Annotated in this window: 27 protein-coding genes; 20 read left to right on the plus strand and 7 right to left on the minus strand. The window is 44.6% G+C overall.

The window, feature by feature from the left end; genetic code table 11:
• Nucleotides 1–95 precede the first annotated feature (95 nt).
• The 5 genes from JGK22_RS24510 to JGK22_RS24530 all read left to right on the plus strand — a co-directional run bounded on the left by JGK22_RS24510 (nucleotide 96) and on the right by JGK22_RS24530 (nucleotide 3111).
• Complete coding sequence (locus tag JGK22_RS24510) at nucleotides 96–320, plus strand: tetratricopeptide repeat protein (protein ID WP_293186232.1); 225 nt, start codon at nucleotides 96–98, stop codon at nucleotides 318–320.
• A 213-nt stretch (nucleotides 321–533) separates the two neighbouring features.
• Nucleotides 534–1013: a hypothetical protein gene (locus JGK22_RS24515; protein WP_293214442.1), complete on the plus strand. Its 480-nt coding sequence runs from the start codon at nucleotides 534–536 to the stop codon at nucleotides 1011–1013.
• Nucleotides 1014–1030: 17 nt separating this feature from the next.
• Nucleotides 1031–1513 (plus strand): hypothetical protein, encoded by a 483-nt coding sequence (locus JGK22_RS24520; RefSeq protein WP_293186228.1) that lies wholly within the window; start codon nucleotides 1031–1033, stop codon nucleotides 1511–1513.
• Between the two features lie 292 nt (nucleotides 1514–1805).
• Nucleotides 1806–2222, plus strand: a complete 417-nt coding sequence (locus JGK22_RS24525; RefSeq protein WP_293192696.1) for an aspartyl protease family protein — start codon at nucleotides 1806–1808, stop codon at nucleotides 2220–2222.
• A 379-nt stretch (nucleotides 2223–2601) separates the two neighbouring features.
• Nucleotides 2602–3111, plus strand: coding sequence for an N-acetyltransferase (locus JGK22_RS24530; RefSeq protein ID WP_293214444.1), 510 nt, complete (start codon nucleotides 2602–2604; stop codon nucleotides 3109–3111).
• A gap of 35 nt (nucleotides 3112–3146) precedes the next feature.
• Here JGK22_RS24530 and JGK22_RS24535 read toward each other — a convergent pair whose 3' ends face one another.
• A complete protein-coding gene (locus tag JGK22_RS24535) occupies nucleotides 3147–4724 on the minus strand; it encodes an adenylate/guanylate cyclase domain-containing protein (RefSeq protein ID WP_293220367.1) in 1578 nt (525 codons plus the stop codon).
• Between the two features lie 87 nt (nucleotides 4725–4811).
• Here JGK22_RS24535 and JGK22_RS24540 point away from each other — a divergent pair, with 87 nt between their 5' ends.
• Nucleotides 4812–5072: a hypothetical protein gene (locus tag JGK22_RS24540; RefSeq protein ID WP_293186221.1), complete on the plus strand. Its 261-nt coding sequence runs from the start codon at nucleotides 4812–4814 to the stop codon at nucleotides 5070–5072.
• Here the strand turns inward: JGK22_RS24540 and JGK22_RS24545 are convergent.
• Nucleotides 5069–5230, minus strand: a complete 162-nt coding sequence (locus tag JGK22_RS24545; RefSeq protein ID WP_293313967.1) for a hypothetical protein — start codon at nucleotides 5228–5230, stop codon at nucleotides 5069–5071. The two genes, JGK22_RS24540 and JGK22_RS24545, sit on opposite strands and share 4 nt — an antisense overlap.
• 160 nt (nucleotides 5231–5390) lie before the next feature.
• Here JGK22_RS24545 and JGK22_RS24550 point away from each other — a divergent pair, with 160 nt between their 5' ends.
• The 10 genes from JGK22_RS24550 to JGK22_RS24595 all read left to right on the plus strand — a co-directional run bounded on the left by JGK22_RS24550 (nucleotide 5391) and on the right by JGK22_RS24595 (nucleotide 13411).
• The gene (locus JGK22_RS24550; protein ID WP_293198908.1) at nucleotides 5391–6212 is read left to right on the plus strand and encodes an A24 family peptidase; all 822 of its coding nucleotides are present in this window, start codon (nucleotides 5391–5393) and stop codon (nucleotides 6210–6212) included.
• A 255-nt stretch (nucleotides 6213–6467) separates the two neighbouring features.
• Nucleotides 6468–7793: a transposase gene (locus JGK22_RS24555; protein ID WP_293198909.1), complete on the plus strand. Its 1326-nt coding sequence runs from the start codon at nucleotides 6468–6470 to the stop codon at nucleotides 7791–7793.
• Between the two features lie 24 nt (nucleotides 7794–7817).
• Nucleotides 7818–8030 carry a hypothetical protein gene (locus JGK22_RS24560; RefSeq protein WP_293186213.1) on the plus strand — a complete coding sequence of 71 codons (213 nt, stop codon included), beginning with the start codon at nucleotides 7818–7820 and terminating at the stop codon, nucleotides 8028–8030.
• Between the two features lie 297 nt (nucleotides 8031–8327).
• Nucleotides 8328–9281 (plus strand): acetyl-CoA carboxylase, carboxyltransferase subunit beta, encoded by a 954-nt coding sequence (gene accD / locus JGK22_RS24565; protein WP_293186211.1) that lies wholly within the window; start codon nucleotides 8328–8330, stop codon nucleotides 9279–9281.
• 205 nt (nucleotides 9282–9486) lie between these two features.
• Nucleotides 9487–9612: a hypothetical protein gene (locus JGK22_RS24570; protein ID WP_293313970.1), complete on the plus strand. Its 126-nt coding sequence runs from the start codon at nucleotides 9487–9489 to the stop codon at nucleotides 9610–9612.
• 157 nt (nucleotides 9613–9769) lie between these two features.
• A complete protein-coding gene (locus tag JGK22_RS24575) occupies nucleotides 9770–9961 on the plus strand; it encodes a translation initiation factor IF-2 (RefSeq protein WP_293156461.1) in 192 nt (63 codons plus the stop codon).
• Nucleotides 9962–10110: 149 nt separating this feature from the next.
• Nucleotides 10111–10599, plus strand: a complete 489-nt coding sequence (gene psbV, locus JGK22_RS24580; RefSeq protein ID WP_293186209.1) for a photosystem II cytochrome c-550 — start codon at nucleotides 10111–10113, stop codon at nucleotides 10597–10599.
• A gap of 248 nt (nucleotides 10600–10847) precedes the next feature.
• A complete protein-coding gene (gene psbV2 / locus JGK22_RS24585; RefSeq protein ID WP_293186207.1) occupies nucleotides 10848–11348 on the plus strand; it encodes a photosystem II cytochrome PsbV2 in 501 nt (166 codons plus the stop codon).
• A 130-nt stretch (nucleotides 11349–11478) separates the two neighbouring features.
• Nucleotides 11479–11817 (plus strand): cytochrome c6 PetJ, encoded by a 339-nt coding sequence (gene petJ / locus JGK22_RS24590; RefSeq protein ID WP_293186205.1) that lies wholly within the window; start codon nucleotides 11479–11481, stop codon nucleotides 11815–11817.
• 586 nt (nucleotides 11818–12403) lie between these two features.
• Nucleotides 12404–13411, plus strand: coding sequence for a CHAD domain-containing protein (locus JGK22_RS24595; protein ID WP_293313987.1), 1008 nt, complete (start codon nucleotides 12404–12406; stop codon nucleotides 13409–13411).
• Between the two features lie 188 nt (nucleotides 13412–13599).
• On the opposite strand, the gene JGK22_RS24600 is transcribed toward JGK22_RS24595, so the two are convergent.
• Together JGK22_RS24600 and JGK22_RS24605 are read right to left on the minus strand one after the other, a co-directional pair.
• A complete protein-coding gene (locus tag JGK22_RS24600) occupies nucleotides 13600–13941 on the minus strand; it encodes a helix-turn-helix transcriptional regulator (protein ID WP_293186201.1) in 342 nt (113 codons plus the stop codon).
• 141 nt (nucleotides 13942–14082) lie between these two features.
• Nucleotides 14083–14325: a hypothetical protein gene (locus tag JGK22_RS24605; RefSeq protein WP_293186198.1), complete on the minus strand. Its 243-nt coding sequence runs from the start codon at nucleotides 14323–14325 to the stop codon at nucleotides 14083–14085.
• Between the two features lie 287 nt (nucleotides 14326–14612).
• Between JGK22_RS24605 and JGK22_RS24610 the strand changes: the two genes are divergently transcribed.
• Complete coding sequence (locus JGK22_RS24610) at nucleotides 14613–14750, plus strand: hypothetical protein (protein WP_293198915.1); 138 nt, start codon at nucleotides 14613–14615, stop codon at nucleotides 14748–14750.
• Nucleotides 14751–14786: 36 nt separating this feature from the next.
• On the opposite strand, the gene ruvC is transcribed toward JGK22_RS24610, so the two are convergent.
• The 3 genes from ruvC to JGK22_RS24625 form a co-directional block, all read right to left on the minus strand.
• A complete protein-coding gene (gene ruvC / locus JGK22_RS24615; protein WP_293186193.1) occupies nucleotides 14787–15320 on the minus strand; it encodes a crossover junction endodeoxyribonuclease RuvC in 534 nt (177 codons plus the stop codon).
• A gap of 324 nt (nucleotides 15321–15644) precedes the next feature.
• Nucleotides 15645–16244 carry a glutathione S-transferase family protein gene (locus JGK22_RS24620; protein WP_293192672.1) on the minus strand — a complete coding sequence of 200 codons (600 nt, stop codon included), beginning with the start codon at nucleotides 16242–16244 and terminating at the stop codon, nucleotides 15645–15647.
• 230 nt (nucleotides 16245–16474) lie between these two features.
• Nucleotides 16475–17941: a PLP-dependent aminotransferase family protein gene (locus JGK22_RS24625; protein ID WP_293231338.1), complete on the minus strand. Its 1467-nt coding sequence runs from the start codon at nucleotides 17939–17941 to the stop codon at nucleotides 16475–16477.
• A gap of 557 nt (nucleotides 17942–18498) precedes the next feature.
• Between JGK22_RS24625 and JGK22_RS24630 the strand changes: the two genes are divergently transcribed.
• From JGK22_RS24630 to JGK22_RS24640, 3 genes are all read left to right on the plus strand, one after another.
• Complete coding sequence (locus JGK22_RS24630; protein WP_293186188.1) at nucleotides 18499–18738, plus strand: hypothetical protein; 240 nt, start codon at nucleotides 18499–18501, stop codon at nucleotides 18736–18738.
• Nucleotides 18739–19057: 319 nt separating this feature from the next.
• Nucleotides 19058–19966 (plus strand): DMT family transporter, encoded by a 909-nt coding sequence (locus JGK22_RS24635; RefSeq protein ID WP_293313973.1) that lies wholly within the window; start codon nucleotides 19058–19060, stop codon nucleotides 19964–19966.
• A 270-nt stretch (nucleotides 19967–20236) separates the two neighbouring features.
• Entirely contained in the window at nucleotides 20237–20518 is a 282-nt protein-coding gene (locus JGK22_RS24640) for a hypothetical protein (RefSeq protein ID WP_293231332.1), read from the plus strand.

A 20518-nucleotide genomic window follows, 5' to 3' on the forward strand; every position in this document is an offset into this window, starting at 1 on the left:
ATTCTAATAATAATTTTTTGTACGGCACTATACTTGATTTACTTTTTTATACATCATACTTAGTGTACCACTTGTTCGACCTTAAGTAAACCGTATTGCTTTATAAATCCCAAGGAAGGTACTCGGAAGCGGAATCGCTGTATTTTGATGCAGCGGAAATTATTCGCACCAAATTGCCAGAAAATCATCCTAAAGTTCTCATGTGTTGGAAAAATTATGTTGGATTGTGTCGGGAAGGCATCAGCAAAGGAGATTTGACATATGAGAAATTGCAAGAACATCCTTTCGGGGAACAGTTATTAGCAGAACTTCAGGAATAACAGAAAATTGTATCACTTCCGGTAGTATCGGAATGATATCATAGCGATTGCGATTGCTTCGCTAAGAGCTCGCAATGACATACTTATGTATTTTCCCACTCATCTACTTACGGACTGTAACGAAGTATTCTGATGAAAATCTGCTTTCTGGACTCTTGCGTAAGTGCAGGTTAAGATGGTGGAGATATCAGTAGGAATTAATGCCAAATTGCTATGTTAGTCAAGTCGCTGTCAATTAAACCCCTCTCCAGATTATTAATGGTTTGTGTTTTTGCGATCGCCCTTCTCCTCCTGGGCCCCCATCCAGCCAAAGCCGAATCGCGAGAACAAGCCGTCGATCGATTGACAGACTTCCTATTCTACAGGGTAAATCCTCAACTAAACAATCGCAAACTCCAAACGGACGATCGCGAATATAGCAATCAATGGCGGAGATTGCGCGAGGCGATCGATCCGCGAGTCAAATCCGTCCAAGAAGTCTGCTTTAGGCCCGCCCCAGAAGAGACAGGATGGGAATTCACCACAATTAACGGCGAAACTTACGAGCAGACATACGATCGCCTCGCAGATACAATTTTTTACAGCCGCCATCCTCAACGGACTGGACAGCCAATTCCTACAAACGATAAAATTGGCATCAGCGAATGGTCAGCAATTCGACGCGAGATGTTTCTTTCTAATTGTGGACTATAAGACTGGAGCGCATCACTATGCTAATTAAATCGCGATCGATCGAGTCAATCTCGAAGTTTTCCGCAGTGTGTATGTTAACTTTTGCCATGTTTCTCGGCCCAAATCTAGACTGTGCTACAGCGCGGGATTTAGAATCACGAACTCAAGCCGTGGATAATCTTACGGATTGGTTTTTCTACAAGGTTAATCCTCAATTAGGCGATCGCAAATTGCGATCGGACGATTCTCCTGTCTACATCCGCGAATGGAATGCGATTCGCCGTACAGTCGATCGCGAAATGATTGCTACACCAGGAGATTGCGCCGGTGATGCTTTCTGGGACTTCGACTATCGTTCTCACGGGCGATCGCTTGTTAGCGGAGCCCTCGAAGAGGATCGCATTGCAGATACAATTTGGACTATCCGCGATCCATCGGGTGACAAAACTCGCGCAGATGTTTCTAAACAACAATGGAAGAAGCTGAGACAATCAATATTTAGAGAGCATTTTTGCTATTAATGTGCAACATTTGTCAGCAGAAATTCAGCAAAAAATAAAAATATAGCTCTCAGTTACAAATATTGTTAAAATATAGAATATGCACCCTAGGTTGTATATTTTTCTATCAAAAGTCAACGAAAACAGGGGTGCATCTGGCGCAAGGAAGAGGGCGAAGCATGACCGCCTATAAGTTATTAGTTATAATCCCATATTGATTGCGGTCATGTTTCGCCCCTACGGATATATTCGCCTTGCGCCAGATGCACCCGAAAACAGAAAACATTCTATAGAAAAATAAAAAAATAAAAAAATGGGCAGAGTTACCGCAACAATAACCGTGACCAATCACATTGATGAAATCCTGGGAGAAAGAGGGTTCATCCCCCCAGAGCAAATACGCTCTATCACCATCGATAACGTCTTAGTCGATACAGGAGCAACTCGACTCTGTTTGCCAGCAGATATTATCAGTCAGTTAGGTTTAACCCTAGTTGGTGAAATCCAAGGAAATACAGCAATAGGAGCCAGACAATTTCGTCTGTTCAAAGATGTCAGTATTGCCGTGGCTGGCCGGGAAGGCAGATATGATTGTGTAGAAATTCCCGCAGGAGAAGAACCTTTACTAGGCTTAATTCCCCTCGAAGATTTGGGTTTAGAACCGGACTTGAGAAATCAGCGGTTGATTGTTTTGCCGGCAGAGGGAATGCAAAGCTATATTCGAGTGTAGCTTTCACAGGAATTATACCAATTTAAAACATCCTTGCTACAATAATTGATGTTGAGTTTGTTTTATAAAATATTGTCTATGGTGCGTCGCTCGATAGATTTTTTGCCTCTTTTTGGATACTATCGAGGACGACACACCCTACCAATATCGTTGGTGCGTCGCTCGATAGATTGTTCGCCGGTTTTTGGATACTATCGAGGAATCCACACCCTACCAATATCGTTGCATTGGGAGCATCTCATTTTTATAAAAAGCATTTTTTTCTTATAGTGCGAGCGTCCCCACTCGCGTATCGTATAATACGTGAGCGGGGACAGCACTATTAAATGCAAAACTGAGATGCACCCGTTGCATTGATTTCTCATTCTTGGTATTAGCTATGGATATCCGTACTGAAAAGCCAGAAGATTTAGCAACTGTTCGCAATGTCAATATTGTGGCATTCGGGCGAGAAAATGAGGCAAACTTAGTCGATCGCCTGCGGGGAATTGCATCTACATTTTCCTTGGTTGCGGTACAATCGGATCGAGTAGTCGGACACATTTTCTTCAGTCCGGTTGTCATCGCCGGAAAATGTTCTAGCACTTTGTCAATTCTGGGTTTGGCGCCAGTCGCAGTTTTACCAAACTATCAGCGGCAAGGTATCGGATCGCTGCTGATCCGCGAGGGTTTAAATCAGTGCGCCCGATCGCACTTTCAGGCAGTGGTTGTGCTGGGATCTCCTGATTTCTATTCGCGTTTCGGGTTCGTTCCTGCTAGTAGCAAGATGTTGCGATGCGAATATGATGTACCTGATGAAGCTTTTATGGTGTTAGAGTTAGAAAGAGGTGCTTTGCAGGATTGCAGCGGAACGGTGAAATATCGATCGGAGTTTAGTCTGTGCGAGTAGCCAATAATACCACTTGCCTAGGTCTTAAAATTTATTTAAACGCTGCCTTTTCCCCTCTCCACCTTTGAACCGTGCAGCACAAAAGCCGGAGTCAGAGCAGATTTGCCCTTCAAAGAAACAGCTCCCAAAGCCTCGCAATCGAAGTTTAGCCCGATCGACTCAAACACCCTTTCGCCAATCAAAATTTCATTTTCCCCCGCCTTGCTCATCAGCCTAGCAGCCGTATTCACCGTATCGCCGAGGATATTAAACTCCCTGCGCCCTCGCGGTTCCCCAACCTCAGCAGCAAACACAGGGCCCCGAGACAGCCCAATTTGACAGCTTACTTTCACATTTTCACCGCCGATAACGATCGGAGGTAAACTGGCAATTAGATCCCGAATTGCGATCGCCGCACTCGCCGCGCGACGTGGATCGTCGGTATGAACGTCCGGTACACCAAAATAAATCAATATATCCGAACCGTCTAAATGCGCCGTTACTTTTTGCAAGACGCCCCCTTTCGCGGACACCACAGCATCAATTAGCGCAAACACCCGAGAACAGCCCAATACCAAATTAGCTTCCTCGGCTGGCGTTGCTTTGTCCACCAACTCCGGTAAACCGATCAAGTTGACAAACATCACCGTCGGTTCGGGAAAATCCGGCGGGATTTTCCGCCTGTCGGCATTTTCAACCAGCAGTCTCAAGATGGTTTTGGGAATATAACTAGCAAGGGGTTCAACCCGCTTCACAGCTTCCTCGATTTCGCTCACCAAACCCGATACCGTGCGATCGAGCAATATCGAACTTGGCATCCGCCGCCCAGTCAAAGTAATATCGTACTCTCCGAGTAGATCGTCCGTGAAATCATCTGCCACTAACAAATAACCCGGTTTCCACGATTCAAAACGAAATTGCTCCCCCAAAGACGAACTAGCAGTTTCAGTCAAACACACCCGCCCCACAGTCCCAGAACCCTCAGCCTGCTTGGCTTGCTGGACTGAATGCCCCAGCAGTACGTGAGCCATCCGCAGCGGTGTACCGATATCAGCACTAATATAGCGACCGCAATGGATACCCACCCGCATCCTCAAAGACAAAACACCCCGTGCCGTTTCGATATTGGCAAATTTAGCCATCGCCCGCTGCATCCGCAAACCCGCCCGCACCGCCCTAGCTGTATCCTCCTCTTGGTCAATCCCTCCCAGAAACTGCACCAGCAGCGCATCTCCTGTAAACTCCAGCAAATCCCCCCCCGACTTGCTGACGATTTCAATCATTGAGGCAAAATAGTCGTTAATCACCCCCAACAGCGTTTCAGCGCCCTTGCGCCCCTGGGCTGTGTTTGCTTCCAACAGCGACGTAAACCCAGCTAAATCTGTGAATAGCAAAGTGCCTGTTTGCCATTGGTAGCGAACCTCCCCAGGGTTGGCCGGAGATTCGGACACGGGCCTGGGCACGTAGTCGTGGAGGATGTAGCGGAGACTCCGCAGGTGCTCGAACACCCCTATTAACGTCGTGGGGGACGGATCTACCCACGCACCAGCGTATAGTTCAGCCGAAAGCAGCTCGCGGAGTCGCAGTTCGATCGCAGCCAAGGGAGGATTGTAAGTTAATGTATTAATTTCCACCTAGTCTATTCTTAAAAAATAAGGTAAGTTCGATCGATCTCAAGCCAAAACCAATAGCTAGACCTATACCATTATCATAAGTTTCCCGTGACCCGATACCAGCCCAACTCAGAACACCGGATAGAAATTTCCCAAAGTCACAGCTTGATCGCTCCCGATTTGATCCGAGTTGCTCGATCGGCCTATGGTATGTATTTGAAAGTGCATTCCGAGCAGATGCAGCGTCCTGCCGGTGTAGTTGTCAGTCAAGGAAGCGATCGAGGTCAGCTAATTTTTGCTTCGCATCCCGTTTTGTTGCCCGGTGAACGTTTTGTTACTTTTGACGAAATTGAATCTCAAATGTATTAGGCAGTTGATAGTTGACAGTTGACAGTTGACAGTTGACAGTTGGTAATTGGTAATTGGTAATTGGTAATTGGTAATTGGTAATTGGTAATTGGTAATTGATAGTTGGTGATTAGTAATTGGTAATTAGTGATTGGTAACACCTTAAAATAATAACACATCGCACAATTGGAAAAATCAGGTTCGTAGTGAGGACTTTAGTCCGCATCAAAATCAGAGAATTTGGATTAGTTACTACAAAGATGATTAGTAATTTACAGGACACAATTTAACAAATAACAACTAATAAATCCCGACATTCAACAGTCAACAGACAACTTAATGGAAATAATATTTAATTCCCTTGTCACCGCGATCGTCTTTGTCATCGGCTCAGCGATCGGCAGCTTTCTAAATGTGGTAATCTATCGGTTGCCTGCGGGTTTGTCGGTGATACATCCTCCTTCTCGCTGTCCCAAATGTTTAAATCAACTCAGAACTTACGAAAATATACCCGTGTTCGGTTGGCTGTGGCTGCGGGGACGCTGCAATCACTGCCGCAGTCGGATTTCTGCCCGCTATCCCCTGGTGGAAGCAGCTATGGGTTTGCTGTTTTTGCTGATCTATTGGCGGTTTGGGGTAAGCGTCCAAACGCTGGGGTTTTGGACTTTGTTTAGCTGGCTGTTGGCTTTGTCTTTGATAGACTGCGATACAATGACTTTGCCTAATGCTTTGACTCGATCGGGTTTGATACTCGGATTGGTTTTCCAAATCGCCAAGGGTTGGTGGCCGACATTTAGCCCGATCGACTCCGTGCACTATCTGGTACTAGACGGAATTTTGGGAGCAGTTGTCGGATTGTGGCTGTTTGACGCGATCGGACTTGCAGGATCGATCGGCTTCGGGCAGACTGCTATGGGTGGCGGCGATACCAAATTAGCAGCCTTGATGGGAGCTTGGCTGGGCTGGAAACTCTTGCTGCTAGCGACATTTATCGCTTGTTTAGCCGGGGCTTTGGTTGGTGGTGGGGCGATCGCGATCGGATTGCTCGATCGGCGTCAACCCATGCCTTTTGGCCCGTTTCTGGCTCTCGGTGCAGCCATTACAGCTCTCTGGGGCGAACCGATCTTATCTATTTACTTGCAGTTCTTTTTCCCGAATTAGGGTTTGCGATCTACGGTTAGGGAGCGCGATCGAACATAATATCAGTTCAACTAAATCAGCAGGAGTCCCGCGCTCTACTTCCAGGTGAGCGTCGGGAGGAATGCGCGTGAGTGAAGAGATCCGCCCCAAACCAAATCGGTAGCTTTAGAAATCGGAGGGTTCGGGGCGGTCGACTCGCTGTACAAATTATTTCTGCCACACCACTTGCTTTTGCCGTATTCACGAGATACAATATTTTCAGAGTTAGTGAAAGTAATGCCTCAAATAATCACCGCCAAGTTAAAACTCAACCTGAATGCCGAGCAAAAAGCTTTGGTGTCTCAGATTGCTTTAGCCTACCGAGATGCTTTGAACTATACTTCACAAGTCGCTTTTGATACGGGTAAAACCAGTAACGGTCTGAAGTTGCAAAAAGCCGTCTACAACGAGTTGCGAGTTCGTTTTGGACTCGGTGCTCAGATGGCTTGCAACGTACCCAGACAAGTGTCTGGAACCTACAAAACTCTTTGGACTAAGGTAAAACAATCTAACGATGCTATTGCCAAAGGTTATACCAAGAGACGGTACAAAGGGTTGGACAAACCCCCTAAATACATTTCTCGAACCTGTACCTTAAATTATCAGCGGGACTACTCTTTTAAAGCCGAACAGCAAGTGAGTATTATCACGCTGCAAGGTAGAATAGTAGTCCCGTATGATGGCTACAACAAGCATCTAGATTTGATTGCCAATGGTGCCAAGATTGGGGCAGCCAAAATCGTCTATCAGCGTTCTTCTAAGACTTACTACTTAATGGTAAGTATTGAAGTAGAAGTACCTGAAATTAACCCACTAAAAATAACCAGAGTTTCTGGTGTTGATGTGGGTATGCGCTACTTAGCAGTAGAAACAGACTTACAAAACAAGTCGAAATTCTACTCAGGAAAAGACCCGAGACACAAAGCCAACCGTTATCACAAAGCCAGACCAACTCTTCAGCGTAAAGGCACTCGTTCGGCCAAGCGCAGACTAATCGCTTTGTCAGGAAGAGAAAGACGGTTTATCGCTGACGTGAACCACCAAATTAGCAAGGAAATTGCCAAGCCTAACAGCCTGATTGGACTAGAAAACTTGACCGGAATTAGGGATAGAACTAAGTCTAAATCCGGGAAAAAGACTAGCAAGAAGCAGCGTAGATCTAATAGAAATAAGGCGAAATGGTCCTTTGCCGAATTGCACGGCTATATTGACTACAAAGCCCATCTAAATGGTTCGTTAGCAACTAAAGTTCCGGCAAATTATACATCGAAGAGTTGTCCTAAATGTGGACATACTTCGGATGCTAATAGACCTAACAAAGGGCTATTGTTTCGCTGTGAATGCTGTGGTCACGAGTTACACGCTGATTTGGTTGGTGCACGAAACATTGCAATGAGAGCGTTGCTTGTCCGGCAAGACTGGATGAGTACGGGGAGCTTGTCAGCATCCCCTAATGTATCGGGCAGTGAAACTAAAGCTGAGATTCTATCTAGGTTTTCGGAATTGCGGTGGAGTTCAGATACAAGCCCACATCATAGCGGTACCCCGCTTGATGATGGGTAGTTGACAAATTGGTAAAATTATCCCGTGTCTTGGATTACACTCAAAACCACTAGCTTTCGTTGGGAAGCCGAATTAATGCAGCAGCTCCTGGCGGCTCATCAAATCCCGGCTCGAATTGTAGACTTGGGTATAGCATCTTATTTTGGGGCTGGAAGTGCTACAGCTTTGCAAGTTCTTCCCCAACACCAGCGCACTGCGTCGCTGCTCATCAGTCCTGTTGAAGATGAGCCAGAATAAGAGTGATTAGTTATTAGTCATTAGTCATTAGTCATTAGTCAATAGTCAATAGTAGATAATTGATATCTTTGAGACGAGCATCGGAATAATAACCTTCAGAGTACAGCGCGAGCGTCCAGCAGGGGGAACGCGAGACATTCGTAGTTCAGCGCGATCGGGCAGTCTATAGTATAATTCCTCTGTAGTGCGGACTTGATATTATGACAAATGGCAATTCCCAATTACCAATTACCAATTCCCAATTCCCAATTACCAATTCCCAATTACCAACTACCAATTACCAATTCCTAAGTTTTAATGTCTCTATTTGATTGGTTTGCAAATCGACGAAAATCAGTACCGAATTCCCAAGAACGGCCGGAACGAGAAATTGCGGACGGACTTTGGAATAAATGCACAGCTTGCGATGCCCTGAGTTATACCAAAGACCTGCGAGCAAATCAAATGGTTTGCTTGGAATGCGGGCATCATATCAGAGTTTACAGTGACGATCGCATCGAGCAGTTGATCGACCCCAATACCTGGGTGCCCCTTAACGGAGGTCTGCACGCCACCGATCCGCTGAAATTTCGCGATCGCAAAAAATATAGCGATCGACTCCGCGAATTTCAAGAAAAAACAGGCCACCTAGACGCAGTAGAAACAGGCATCGGCAAAATCGAAAATTTGCCCGTTGCCCTCGGAGTCATGGAATTTCAGTTCATCGGCGGCAGCATGGGCTCAGTTGTCGGAGAAAAACTGACTCGCCTCATCGAACACGCCACGCGGGAACGCTTACCCGTACTCATTGTCTGCGCTTCCGGCGGTGCGAGAATGCAGGAAGGAATGCTCAGCCTGATGCAAATGGCTAAAATTTCCGGGGCTCTAGAGCGTCACCGGGAAGCGAGACTGCTTTACATCCCAATTTTGACCCACCCGACCACCGGCGGCGTCACCGCTAGTTTTGCCATGTTAGGAGACATTATAATTGCAGAGCCAAAAGCTACTGTAGCCTTTACGGGCGGCCGGGTAATCGAGCAAACTCTGCGCGAAAAGCTGCCGGAAAATTATCAAACTTCCGAATACTCTTTCGCCCACGGTTTTGTAGACTTGATCGTACCCCGAACTCAATTAAAGAAAACTCTGGCTGGACTCATCAGCCTCCACCAGCCCCAGCCTTTCTTGGCAGACTCGGAATTCCCCGCCCACGATGCTACCGAAAGCCACCACGCTGTGGCGACACCGACTCACGCTTTCAAGCTTTCTCCCTAAGCTGCTGCGCCGGATGACTCCTGTGGCGAACCGATCAAAATTTTCGACCAAAGTTCAAGCCCCATAAGACACCTGTGGAGTAAATCTCAAATCGAAAAATGGAAAATCGCCCCGTCTGTTGGTGAGTCCGCCAAAGACGAAAATGTCAGAGGAATTCCCCAAAAACCATGGTTTCTATGAAAAACATGAAGTTTAGTAGCGAGAAATGCACGCAGATACAGGGTTTTTAGCCCTGCGCGCCCAAGTCCTATTGATAATAAAGACGCGGCAATGGGATGATATTGGTTGGAAGTTGATGGAGTGGGAAGTTTGGATGAGCAAAAATGCTTAGTGTTAATTAGTGATTAGTTAGCTGGCGATCGCACAAAATCTCAGAACAAACTATCAGAACAAACTAACAGATGACAGCTAACAGCGCTTTGTTAAATTGTTCACCTTTCATTCAATAGCCGTCAACTCAATTCTGACCCGTCAGCGACCTGAAAATTATGGGTTTTGCAGACCTGTCCATCGCAGAAATAGCAGAAGACTTCAACGTCCCTGTTGAAGACGTGCTCCGCTTGTGTGATGAGCTGGAAATTGCCTACAAACACCCTCAAACCCGTTTGGCTTTGGAAGATGTTAAGGCAATTATGTCCGCTCTCGAAAAAAGGCGCGACTCAAAACGAATTGCAGATTAGATCGATCGCAAAATTCCTCTACCTTTAAAGGTATGGCTGCACAAACTTTCGCCAGTTGTCACCAAAGAAAGGAATTTTGAACAGAAATCTGTTTGCCAGCTATACTCTCTTAGCGTTCAATAATTTGCCGGATTTTTTTAAGGAGAACCATGCTTAAAAGATATTTCATTGCTCTGACCGCTGTATTCTTGACATTTCAGTTATTTGTCAGCAGCGCGATGGCTGTCGAACTGAGTGCTGAGCTTCGCACTGTAACTTTAAATGACAAGGGCACTCCAGTAGTGCTGAGCCTCAAACAAGTCCAGCAAGGCAAACGCCAGTTCCAAAATACTTGCGCTCAATGTCACGCTTCCGGCATGACAAAAACTGACCCCAACCTCAATTTGAGTCCCGAAACTCTAGCTTTGGCCAACCCACCCCGCAATAATATTGAGTCGCTGGTGGACTATATGAAAAATCCCACGACTTATGACGGGTTTCAAGAAATTTCGGAACTGCATCCGAGCATGAAGAGTGCCGATATTTTCGCTGAGATGAGAAATCTCTCCGATGAAGATTTGTACGCGATTGCCGGTCACATTCTGTTGCAGCCGAAAATTATCTCCCGCCAGTGGGCTGGTGGCAAAGGCGCTCGTTAATTAGTTTGAAATTTGAGATTTTGGATTTTGGATTGAGAGGGGCTGGGATTTGGCAAGGATTGCTGGCTCGCCGTTTTTCTATCGAAAATCTGAAATCTCAAATTTACTTCTAGTTGATTGATTCTCCCCAGTCGAACTCGCTGACTTGAGCTAGCGGACTGGTTGATACTGACGAAAGTCAGAGCGCAACAAAAAAAATTCGATTGTACGAGCAAATGTTAGTGGATTATTGACTTTTCTACGCCTTTATGATGCATCGTGGTGTTTTTCTCTGCTTTCTGTTGGGGATGTTAATTATTTTGCCGCTCCTGCTGCTGGCTCCTCAACCTGTTTTGGCTGCTGGCGATTCTTATGTAACTCGCTATTTGAAAGTTAGCGAACCTGTACCACTGGAATTGGACACGGAGGGACACACTCGGTTGTTTTCAGCTCAGGATTTGTCTGTCGGCAAGGTTTTGTTCGAGCAAAATTGCATGAATTGCCACGTCGGAGGAGCAACTTTGCCCGATCCGATGATCTCTCTGTCTTTGGCAGATCTCCAGGGGGCAACGCCTCCTCGCAGCAACATCAATGGTTTGGTGTCATATCTGAGAGAGCCGATGACTTATGACGGCAGTGAGGAAACTTTTTGGTGCCGCCAAGTACCCGAAAGCTGGATGCCACAGACTGAGGTTGAAAATTTGGCTGCTTTTGTGATCCGGGCGGCTCAGAAAGCTCCAGGCTGGGGCGTGGATAATTTTGAGAGTTGAACTGCCACTGCCAAAAAGTGGTAAATTACTCGGGAGAAAGCAATCGTGCGTGTAGTCGCGATCGCGCCTGTTAAAACAGGTAAAATAACTAAAGAATCACCCTTTGTCTGTCCATTAGAGGAGAACTGCGTTGAAAAGACTCTTATCGATCGCCTTGTTAGCGTTCACAATTTTCACTTTCGGCTTCGGCAGCCCTGCTCTGGCTGGAGATGCTGTTAAAGGATCTAAAATCTTCAGCAACAACTGTTCTGCTTGTCACATCGGTGGCGGGAACGTCGTTATGGCAATGAAAACCTTGAAAAAAGGCGCTCTTGAGAAGTATGGCATGAATTCTATCGAAGCTATTACGACTCAGGTAACTAAGGGCAAAAATGCTATGCCTGCTTTTGGTGGCCGCTTGAAGCCAGACCAAATCGAGGATGTAGCAACCTACGTGCTCGAACAATCTGAGAAAGACTGGAAAGGCTAAACTGCCTCTTTGAAGTCGGACAACCTGGGCGGACTTGATTTAATTTAAAACTTGTCTTCCCGATCGCACCCTCTCTCTCCCTTTGGTAAATAAATCTCGGTTTGCAGCGATCTTAACCTATTTGGGAAAGCCCGCCACAAATCAGATTTTTATTAGCCCAAGGGCGGGGGAGGGAATTTTATTTTAGATTTTAGATTTTAGATTTTAGATTGAAGATTTTAGATTGAAGATTTTATATAGCTGATTTTGTATAAATTGTCAAGCACATGACATTAATATTTCTTACGAATGGGGACAAGAAACCCCCTTTACGATCTCAGAGACGTAGGGTGCATCGCTACGAAGAATTCTCGCCCTCCACCGGGCTGCCAGTCAACGACGCACCCTACAATTTATAACGGGGATGAATAACCCGGATTTGGTATTACTAAATGCTGACTTTGGATAAATTGTCAAGCACTTTACATTAAGATTTATTATTGCTGTGGTTCATCAATGAAAAGTGTGTGCTAGGATGTAACACCTTATTAGAAAAGCCTTGAAATCAAAATTAAAGTCGATCGCGAAAGTGGACTCTACATCAACCATGAACGTAAAAACATCAGCAAAAGTCAAAACTCTCGGAGACGCAGCCTCTAGTGCGATCGAGAAATATTTCCGCAAAGCAGTAGCGCACGAGGCTGAAGTTCTCAAAGACAAAGATGCAGAAGAACTTCATCAAATGCGAGTCGGAATGCGGCGTTTGCGATCGGCTGTAACGGGTTTTGCTCCGGTTTTAGACTTGCCAAAAGCAGCTTCTGAACGCAAAATTGGTAAGGTGGGCCGGATTCTGGGAACGCTCAGAGATTTGGATGTGATGCTCGAAAGTCTCCAAAACCGCTATTACCCGAATTTGCCGGCTGACGAACAGGAAGTTTTGGATGAGGCTTTGTTGAGTTTGCTCAAACAGCGCCGTCGGGCTTTGAAAGCGGTAAGGGCTGTTTTGGAACACAAAAGTTACCAGTCGCTGAAAGAGTCGATCGAGAATTGGGTAGAAAAACCGCAGTTTCGGGCGATCGAACATTTGCCAATTGCTGAGGTTTTGCCGGATTTGCTGTTACCTCAAGTCAGCGAATTTTTCCTGCATCCGGCTTGGCTGCTGGGCACCGAATATCAGGATGGCAAAGTTAAAGTTGCTGATGATTTGAATGAGTCGGCTGTGGAAGAAAAGCTAGCAGCGGAGGGAACAATTCTGCACGATTTGCGGAAGCAAGCTAAGCGGGTTCGCTATTTGATGAATCTGTTTGGCGATTTTTACGGGGAGACTTATGAAGCTTATGTCGAAGATGTAAAAGCTGTTCAGGAATGTTTGGGCGATATTCAAGACTGTGAAGTTTTAGAGGAGTTTCTGACAGATTTTGTCGATCGCGATTTGCAAAAAGAGTTGCCGAAACTGGCTGGTTTGTTCGCAGAAAAACGCTACGGGGCTTGGCAAAAATGGCAGGTTTTGCAGCGCAAGTATTTGAAATCGAAAATTAGGCAAGATTTGCGATCGACTTTAATTCATCCTGTGGTTGATGATGCTGCTAAGGTGCATTCGCCACACCAAAAGTAGGTTTTTTGCGTGCAGACAGCGGGGATTAGAAGCCGGACACGGCATTACCGTGTCCCTACAAATATGACCTAAAATAACAGATATTCGTAGGGAAACGGCACTGCCGTGTCCTTCATCGTGTAACTCAAGAAAGGGCGATCGCACTTGGGGATAGGGAAAAGAAAGGGCGATCGAACTTGAATGCTAACTCAGTTAAGAGGAGATATCTGTGAGGAAGCACTGTTAAGGATTACCTCAGCAATGTCTTGACGTGTAGCACCAAAGGTGAGCAAAGTGCGAACAAGAAGATCGAGGGAAGCGGAAGGATCGCCAGATTCCATTTTAGCAACCCTTGACTGGCTAGACTTAATTCTTTGGGCAAGCTCGTGCTGCGTCATCTGTTGGCTAATCCGGTTTTGCTTGATGGCTTTACTAAGTGCAAGTTTCATTTCGATGAATGCTGTTTCTTCTGGCGAAAGTCCGAGAAATTCCTCTACAGTGCCAATAGTCCATCCGGCTGCTTCTAAGCGTTGGCGTTTAGCTTGATCCATAAAAATACCTTCCCGATATCAATTCAAATTAGGTCGTATTGTTTCAGTCATATTGTTTCAATCGTTTTTTACATTTTTCTATTATAAATTTCGGTGTTTTATTTGTGGTTTTGTTAAATACATCTAAGAGAATAATAGCATCTACATCAATTCGATAAATGATGCACCAATCCTTGCTTTGCTTGTCTCTGAATCGCTTATACGCAGCTCGTGACAACGCTCTCCGATGCTTGGCATAGGACGAGATAATGGCATGGATAGGTTTTCGCCATCCTGTAGCTTTCGGAGCAGAAATCCGGCTTGAATACGCGCATCAGTAGAAAAGGGGGGTGTTTTTACTTCACCACTAAGCCAGACAATGGGTTTACTTTCTGCATCTACCATCTATAGTTTAGGTTGTTTTAGATTAAATGTCAAATCAGACATAGTGGCAATATACCCGATATCATCAAAGATTGTCAAAGCCGTAAAAATCGCCTATAGTGTTGGATCGACATAGTTAGGAATACTCAAAAAAAGAGCGATCGCACTTTAGTCAAGAAAGGGCGATCGCCCGATTTGCCAAAATAATGATTAGAGTGAAAACTAAGTAAGCATCGTAAAAAATATGCCTCATATCTTTACAAAAATGTATCTTTACAAAAATCGTTTATTGGGGAAAAGATATTTATGTGGCAGAATGCCCTGAAGTGGGAACAGCTAGCCCGGGTGAAACTATTGAAGAAGCGATCGCCAATCTGAAAGAAGCAACAGAACTCTATTTAGACGAATTCTCTTCATGTCAGATTTGTTATTTCCTACCTTCCTAGCATACCTGGGATTGTATTGCTTTGCAAGCTCTTAAATCAAATTTTTCCAGTTTCCAAGGGTATTTTTTTCGGACAAATATCATCATCGTACCAACCAGTCAAAGCCACCGCCAAAGCATCTGCCGCATCATCAGGTTTCGGAATATAACCCAACTCCAACTCCCGCGCCACAGCCTCTTGCACTTCCGATTTATCAGCATTGCCGCGGCCAGTCAAAGCTTGCTTAATTTGAGCAGGCGTAAACTCAAACAGCGGCACTCCGCACTGAGCCAATACTAGCGTCAAAACGCCCCGTGCTTGGGCTACAAGTATGGTATTTCCCATTTTGTAAAAAAACAGTTTTTCGGCAATTGCCAAATCTGGTTTTACCTCGTCAATTACCGTATGCAAATCTTCGTAAATTGTTTTTAGGCGCTGTCCCATTTCCTGCTTGGGCGTTGTTTTTATCACGCCACAATCAATTAGGGAAACGCTATTCTCGTCTTGTTTACCGGGGATAATATGACAACTAATCGCGCCGTAACCGAGATTTGCTAAGCCCGGATCTAATCCTAAAATTCTTGTCTTCATTCACAATTATTTATTTTTTGTCTCGTGTTAAACCCGATTAATTACACCCGAAAACCTTGCGTAAAGATTCTCGGTTTCAATTATTATATCCTTCAATATAAAGTCCGGCAATCTGTTTAAATTATACAACAAAATTCTTGATTGCGACGATAGTTTTATGCTTTTATTGGACAATATATTGGATTAATATAATACGATCAATGATAGTATTCACAATTTTACTTCTTTATTTAAATACTACAAAGCAAAAATAAGCGTCGATTCATAGGAGACTTTATGGCATTATACTTACATTGTAATGCCAGAATGCAGCCGACTGCAATCTTAATCTGTAATGCTAATATATCGAGGCTGATTCTTGATTCGCTCTATCCAAGTTTTAATTGCCGGAAACCCCGTCAAATCAAATCCGCCTTCGGCAGCAACGTGAGTGTAAGCAAATAAACCGATGTCAGCAATAGAATAGCGATCGCCCACAAAAAACTCATTTTTTTCTAAATGCTGTTCCATCACCCCCAAAGCAGCATAACCCGGTGCTTGTTTCTGTTGCAGTGCTGCTTGATATTCCTCAGCTTTCCCTGTCAAATACCAAAAACGAGAAGTTGCAATAAAAGGTTCGTGACTGTACTGTTCAAAAAACAACCACTGCATGACTTGAGCGCGTTCAAATTTATCGCTGGGGAAAAACTCAGTTTCTTCGCTCAAGTAAAACATAATTGCATTCGATTCAAAGAGAAATTTACCCGGTACAATCTCTAAAACCGGAATGCGGCCATTGGGATTTTTGACCAAAAATTCGGGTGTGCGACTTTCTTTTTGGAGAATATTAATTTCTGTGCGATCGAAGGGAATATTGAGCTGAGTTAAGAGCAAGCGAACTTTATAGCAATTGCCTGAGGGCGAATATTCGTAGAGTTTGAACATAAGTATTCTTGTTTTGAACTAACCGCAGATTAGACAGACGAAGAGAAGCATAAAAAAGAAAGAGAGAGAGATTAATATATCCGACAAGGATTGCGATATATAGCCTTTCTCAGAAAGATGAGGTATGATTATAAATGGAGTTTTTGATGCGACCTCGCTTACTATATAATAAATATAAGAGGGCTGAAGCCCAACAACGTACCTTACTTTTTTGAGAACCGCTATATCATTCATACTGCTTTCAAGCTTGATATCATATGTCGCTGGAGTAACTTACCAACAATAGCGATACCCCGTTCAATTTCTTCAGGCAAAAGAGAGAAATTCAATCGCATTGCTGGATAGCCTTTGCGATCGGGGAAAAATGCTGTACCGCAAGCAATCAAAATACCCTGAGATAAAGCCTCTTGACAAATTTTTTGCACTGACAGGCAATTCGGTAAATGCACCCATAAAAACAATCCACCTTCAGGCACTGTCCAACTTGCTTCCTGGGGAAAGTAACGCTCCAAAGCTTGCAGCATGGCATTTCGACTCTGCAAGTTTTGCATCCGAATCTGATTCAAATGTCGGCGGTAATGACCGGAAGCCAGATATTCACTAACTATAGCCTGAGAAATAGTTGATACGTGAAAATCGTGCAATAATTTTTGTCTCATAATCGCCTGATAGTTGACATCTGGAACGATAATCCAACCAACTCGCAGACCTGGGATTAGAGTTTTGGAGAAAGTCCCAATATATGTTACCAGGTTTTGCTGGTCAAAGGCTTTGATAGGCGGAGGAACAGGCTGAAAATTTAGTCCTTCGTAAGCGTTATCTTCTAAAATGGCACATTCATATTGACTGGCTAATGCTAATAACTGCTGGCGATGAGTTTGAGAAGTTGTCAGCCCAGTAGGATTGTGCAGCGTGCTGATCGTGTAAATTAATTTAGGGCGGTGAGTCTGGAGACAAGATTCTAGGATAGCTAAATTCATCCCTTCGACCGTCATGGGAATGCCGACAATTTTAGCTCCTATATCTTCTAAAATAGCAAGTGCTCCGTGATAAGTTGGTGCTTCTACAATTACCCGATCGCCAGCTTGGACATAGTGACGCATCGCTAAAGACAATCCCTGCTGAGATCCGTTAGTCAGAATCAATTGTTCTGGAGCAATATCGAGTCCTTGTTGCACCAACATTTGAGCAATTTGTTGCTGCAAAATCGGCTGTCCCCCAGGAAAACCGTATCTGAAGAGTGTATCTCCGGCTTCGGTGACGGCTCGTCTGGCGATTTTTTGCAAGTCTTGCAATCCCCAAGGACGGGGAAAACCCGAGCTAAAGTCAGTAATTCCTGTTTGCGATTGTACCTGAATTGAAGCCAAGAAGCGATCGCAAAAACCGCCTCCATCTTTGTCTGGGACGATCGCATCTTGAAGCGACGGAAAAGCTGTTCCCAGTCTCGGGGTAGGCACTGTTTGATGGCTGACAAAGTATCCTGAGCCTTGGCGAGCATAAATCAAGCTATCTGCTTCTAAAACGCCGTAAGCTTCAATGACTGTCAATCGGGCCACTTGCAAGGTGTTAGCTAGCGATCGAATTGAAGGCAAGCGTTGTCCAGGTGGTAATGTCCCAGACTGGATCAGTCGTCTGAGGCGATCGCGAATCTGCAAGTAAATCGGTTTGGGAGATTGTCTGTCTAGGGGTATTTTCACAGCACATATTCGCTCGTGACACTACAGGGCGATCGCAATTTTCAATTCAATGAAATACAAGACACTGCTCTGCCGTGTCCTAACCGAAAACCGCTATAGCCACACTATAAGCGATTACTCTGTCCAATGGCCCAGTACAGTTTTCAGATATTTTACCAAAACAGTTGGTGGATTGAGCAACTGTACCGATCAAAGTTTCCCAAACCGTATCTTCACAGATTCCAGTTTTTTGATTAAAGTGAATTAATACTTCTATTTGAGAGGATCTCACTTTTGTAAAAAGTGTTTTTTAGGAGTGCGAGTTTAAGAGTTCGCTTGCTCATCTAGCAAGTTGGTTGTGGGAACACAACCTTAGGGATAATTTGCAGTTTTCAAGGAACTTATAGCCCTTCTCAGATAGGTGAGGTATGTTGTTGGGCTTCAGCCCTCTTTGTCTAAGCGGTTATATAAGCTGTCAGTCATACTTCATCTTTTTGAGAAAGGCTATATTTAACCCGTTCCTAGGATATTGAGGGAAAATTTGTGACTTTTTGATTGTTAATTATCAAGGAGATGCTATGCTTCAAAGATATTCCGAATGTGCAGCGCCAGATCGCATAATCCTCATGAAAAACGAGGTGTACAGGTTGCCTCAAAATCATCAAGAAATTCAAGTCTTGTCAGGAATTGCTTGGATCACACTTGACAAACAGGACATCATCTTGCACAGTCCAGAAAAATCATCGCTTCCACCGAGCAAAAACTTTGCTGTCATCTCCGCTCTCAACAATATGCCACTGATTTTGGCAGTCTGGTAAGACTGTTGACAGTTGACAGTTGACAGTTGACAGTTGACAGTTTGAGAGCGACATCTACCCTTAAGTCCGAGTATTGGAGTAATGAATAGTCTGATTTTAAGGGAGCATCCCAATTTGGTAAAAAGCGTTTTTTACACAGTGCGAGCGTCTCGCTCGTGGCAGGGTTCGCGAGCGAGACGCTCGCACTGCTGCGATCCAAATATACTATTCTGATGCAACTGTCCGCCATCTGAAAGCAAAAATGGGATGCTCCCGATTTTAATTTCTTCTTACGCCTCTGCACTTTGTTAAAAAAACAAGTCTACTTCACAGGTAAAAAATGAAACTACACTGGAAACATCTTCAATTCGATCGAGAAACAATCGGGCTAATTTACGGTTTCCTAGGCGTAGTTGGATTCAGCTTAACACTTCCAGCAACCAGAGCCGCAGTGCAGGATTTAGACCCTATTTTTGTAGGCTTAGGACGCGGATTAGTAGCAGCTATACTAGCAGCAGTTACTTTAAAAATAACACATCAGGCTATTCCCTCTAAACGGCAATTGTGGAGTTTATTAGTTGTCGGATTGGGAGTGGTTGTCGGATTTCCGCTATTATCAGCCTGGGCAATGCAGCGAGTACCTGCCGCCCACGGTGCTGTAGTATTGGGAATCTTGCCATTGACAACAGCAATAGGGGGAGTTTTGCGATCGGGCGATCGGCCATCTTCTCGGTTTTGGGTTGCTAGTATCGCCGGAAGTTTAACCGTTGTTTGTTTTGGAATTATTAGTGGTGCAGGGCAACTCCAAACCGCAGATTTAGCTTTATTTGCATCAGTCATTGCTGCTGCTTTTGGTTATGCCGAAGGTGGGCGATTAGCTAAAACTTTAGGTGGGTGGCAAGTTATCTGTTGGGCATTGATAGTTATCGCTCCCTTCGAGGTTTTGCCTACAATATTTGTAGTTTTAAAACAAGGATTAGTCGCTGCACCGACGGCGTGGTTGGGTTTTGCCTATGTGAGTTTTGTCAGTCAATTTGTAGCATTTTTTGCCTGGTATGAGGGGATGGCCATTGGCGGAGTTGCCAGGGTAGGTCAAATTCAGCTATTGCAACCATTTTTGACTATCCTAGCATCGGCTATTTTGCTTGGTGAAACTGTTCAGCCGATCGCCCTAGGCAGCGCTTGTTTAGTGGTAGCCTGCGTCGCAGCGGGTAAAAAAGCATCAATTAAGCAGGCAGAGGATTTGTGAGGGGAGTGACCAACCTCCAAATCTCTAAGAAAGGACTCTTCGTCCTGACTACAAATCTAACTACAAACCGGACATCAGATCGCTAGTCTGTCCAATTATAGATCGCCTTCTCATCACAACTGTTTCTAGCGATAGATGAAATTTAAATATTTGAATTTTACTATCATAATACAAACCAAAAAACATCAAGCCGATCGTGTTTGTGGTTGCCTAGTTTCTGGTTGCCTATCAGACACTTCCTACCTTTTATTACATTGACAGCATAAACTCATGGAAATCCGACAAGATACGTTGTTCGATCGAGTATTCCGCGACAACGAAGGCAACATTGTTATAGCTCAACCGCCAAATTTACCGCTAATTGTCGGGATTGTAGCTACTTTATCAACCCTCATCTTTACCACAGGTAAAATTCATCTAGGATTCGAGCTAGTAGCTTTTGGCTCCTTGTTTACTTGGGCTTGGGAAGAATTATTTCAAGGCGTTAATTACTTTCGCCAAGGATTAGGTTTAATTGTGCTTGTTGCTCTGATTGCGTCGAAGCTTTTATAA

Origin of the sequence: Microcoleus sp. PH2017_08_TRC_O_A (genome assembly GCF_020738665.1) — a bacterium.
GTDB lineage: Bacteria > Cyanobacteriota > Cyanobacteriia > Cyanobacteriales > Microcoleaceae > Microcoleus.

Excerpts from the sequence above, each read along its gene's own strand:
- JGK22_RS24515 (WP_293214442.1), top strand. The coding sequence starts at position 534 with ATGTTAGTCAAGTCGCTGTCAATTAAACCCCTCTCCAGATTATTAATG.
- JGK22_RS24520 (WP_293186228.1), top strand. The coding sequence starts at position 1,031 with ATGCTAATTAAATCGCGATCGATCGAGTCAATCTCGAAGTTTTCCGCA.
- JGK22_RS24525 (WP_293192696.1), top strand. The coding sequence starts at position 1,806 with ATGGGCAGAGTTACCGCAACAATAACCGTGACCAATCACATTGATGAA.
- JGK22_RS24530 (WP_293214444.1), top strand. The coding sequence starts at position 2,602 with ATGGATATCCGTACTGAAAAGCCAGAAGATTTAGCAACTGTTCGCAAT.
- JGK22_RS24545 (WP_293313967.1), bottom strand. The coding sequence starts at position 5,230 with ATGTGTTATTATTTTAAGGTGTTACCAATCACTAATTACCAATTACTA.
- JGK22_RS24550 (WP_293198908.1), top strand. The coding sequence starts at position 5,391 with ATGGAAATAATATTTAATTCCCTTGTCACCGCGATCGTCTTTGTCATC.
- JGK22_RS24555 (WP_293198909.1), top strand. The coding sequence starts at position 6,468 with ATGCCTCAAATAATCACCGCCAAGTTAAAACTCAACCTGAATGCCGAG.
- accD (WP_293186211.1), top strand. The coding sequence starts at position 8,328 with ATGTCTCTATTTGATTGGTTTGCAAATCGACGAAAATCAGTACCGAAT.
- JGK22_RS24570 (WP_293313970.1), top strand. The coding sequence starts at position 9,487 with ATGCACGCAGATACAGGGTTTTTAGCCCTGCGCGCCCAAGTCCTATTG.
- JGK22_RS24575 (WP_293156461.1), top strand. The coding sequence starts at position 9,770 with ATGGGTTTTGCAGACCTGTCCATCGCAGAAATAGCAGAAGACTTCAAC.
- psbV (WP_293186209.1), top strand. The coding sequence starts at position 10,111 with ATGCTTAAAAGATATTTCATTGCTCTGACCGCTGTATTCTTGACATTT.
- psbV2 (WP_293186207.1), top strand. The coding sequence starts at position 10,848 with ATGATGCATCGTGGTGTTTTTCTCTGCTTTCTGTTGGGGATGTTAATT.
- JGK22_RS24595 (WP_293313987.1), top strand. The coding sequence starts at position 12,404 with ATGAACGTAAAAACATCAGCAAAAGTCAAAACTCTCGGAGACGCAGCC.
- JGK22_RS24600 (WP_293186201.1), bottom strand. The coding sequence starts at position 13,941 with ATGGATCAAGCTAAACGCCAACGCTTAGAAGCAGCCGGATGGACTATT.
- JGK22_RS24605 (WP_293186198.1), bottom strand. The coding sequence starts at position 14,325 with ATGGTAGATGCAGAAAGTAAACCCATTGTCTGGCTTAGTGGTGAAGTA.
- ruvC (WP_293186193.1), bottom strand. The coding sequence starts at position 15,320 with ATGAAGACAAGAATTTTAGGATTAGATCCGGGCTTAGCAAATCTCGGT.
- JGK22_RS24620 (WP_293192672.1), bottom strand. The coding sequence starts at position 16,244 with ATGTTCAAACTCTACGAATATTCGCCCTCAGGCAATTGCTATAAAGTT.
- JGK22_RS24630 (WP_293186188.1), top strand. The coding sequence starts at position 18,499 with ATGCTTCAAAGATATTCCGAATGTGCAGCGCCAGATCGCATAATCCTC.
- JGK22_RS24635 (WP_293313973.1), top strand. The coding sequence starts at position 19,058 with ATGAAACTACACTGGAAACATCTTCAATTCGATCGAGAAACAATCGGG.
- JGK22_RS24640 (WP_293231332.1), top strand. The coding sequence starts at position 20,237 with ATGGAAATCCGACAAGATACGTTGTTCGATCGAGTATTCCGCGACAAC.